The organism is Sphingopyxis sp. (genome assembly GCF_016463645.1).
In the GTDB taxonomy this organism is placed as follows: Bacteria; Pseudomonadota; Alphaproteobacteria; order Sphingomonadales; family Sphingomonadaceae; genus Sphingopyxis.
The window spans coordinates 1-1,668 of the sequence record NZ_JAEMQX010000266.1 but is presented as its reverse complement, the minus strand read 5'-3'; the positions used below and the strand labels follow the sequence as shown (position 1 = coordinate 1,668).

2 protein-coding genes are annotated in these 1,668 nt (G+C 66.5%); one reads left to right on the top strand and one right to left on the bottom strand.

Features of this window, described 5'->3' with window-relative positions; genetic code table 11:
- On the bottom strand, positions 1–668 hold a 668-nt coding region (locus JHC57_RS22425), incomplete at its 3' end, for a cytochrome P450 (protein WP_294032766.1).
- Positions 669–842: 174 nt separating this feature from the next.
- On the opposite strand from JHC57_RS22425, the gene JHC57_RS22420 reads away from it, so the two are divergent.
- Positions 843–1,668 (top strand): hypothetical protein (locus JHC57_RS22420; RefSeq protein WP_294032765.1); only part of this gene is annotated, 826 nt, incomplete at its 3' end.

The following is a 1,668-nucleotide window of genomic DNA, read 5'->3' as shown; positions in this document are numbered from 1 at the left end:
CCGCGGCCCATCGCGGTGAAGGGCAAGGGCACGCGCACGACGCCGATCGACGCCTGCACCATGTCCACGAACGCCTTGTTGACCTTGTCGGCCTCGGGACCCCACGGGATGCCGAGGAAGCTGGTCGCGGCGAGGTCGAGCGTCAGTTCCTTGATCGCCGGATAGAATTTGAAGGTCTTGCCGCTCCATTTGCCGATGCGATCCCTGATCCCCTCGTTCAGCGAATCGGCATAATGTCGCATCGGTTCGGGCTTGAACGCGACCGACAATATCTTGCGGTCGGCGCGATGCTTCTCGAAATCCATCAGCATCAGCCCGCGCGGAAAGAGCAGGTTCAGCACCGGGCCCCAGCCCTGTTCGGACGAGAATATCTTCTCGCGGTCGAACATGACGAGTTCGTTCGCCTCGGGCCCGTGCAACGCGACGCTGCGCCCGCCGAAGCTGTTGTTGCGATAGACGCGGCCGTATTTCGCGACCATGCGGCGCGTGAAGGCGGGATAGTCGCGAAGCTGTTCGAGCGTGTTGCCGAGTACCGGCATGCCGTCCTCGCCCGGGATATGGTCGAGCGTGCTGCCCGGGTTGCGCGGCAGCCAATGCCGCGTTTCGGGGCCGAAGCGCTTTTCGGACCATTCGCTCTGTGCGGGCAGGATATTCGTCGGCGCGTTCATCGGGTCGATCCTCGTCCATCATGTTCCGGCATCAGGCGTAACCAACTACTGACATCGATGCAAGTAAGGCCTTTCCTGCCAAGGGACACCATTCACCGCAAATTCAACTCGACTCGTGCAATTCGCTTGCCAGGGTGACGGGTCGCAACCGTTGGACCTTGAAGGACAAAGCCCATGGCGAAGAGTTTGAAACGGCCCCTCTCGATCGCGTTCGGCGCACTTGCGACGACGATGCTCGGCGGTTGCTATTATGGCGACGTCTATGGCGCGAGCTATGCGTCGGGCGGCGATTGCGCGGCGCGCTATGGCGACGCCTATTACGATTATGACGGCTACGCCTATGACGACGGCTATGGCTATGATTGTTACGACGGCGCCGACTATGGCAGCGGCTTCGCCCAGATCGGGTTCGGCGGCGGCTGGTACGACGATTATTATTATCCCGGCTATGGGATGTGGATGTTCGACAATTACCGCAACCGCTATCCGCTTCGCGGCCAGTATCTGAACTATTGGGGCGGACGCCGCGCCTGGTGGAAGCATCACGGCGGGCGGAAGGACTGGAAGCCGGGACGTCCCGGCGGCTGGAACAGCGGCGACCACGACGACCGGCCCGGCGATGGCCGCCCCGGACGCCCCGGCGGATGGCACCGCGGCGACCGCGACAATGACGGCCCGCGCGGCACGCGCCCGGGCCGCGGCGACGACGCCACAGGCACGCCTCCGGCCACGGGCACCCCGGGACGTCCCGGCCGCCCCGACTGGGGTGCGGGCCGCCCGCGTCCCGTTCCGCAGGAAGGCACCGCAGGTCGCCCGCGTCCGATCCGCAACATGCCCGCGACCGAGCCCGGCGAGACCTTCGTGACGCCGCGCGGCGACCGGGGCGGCGCGCGTCCGCCGCGAACGCGCCCTGCCCCGTCGGCCCTGCCCGGCCGCGCGCCGCGCGCCGAGCGGCCGGCACCTGCATATCGCCCGCCTGCACCCCAATCGCAGCCCGCTC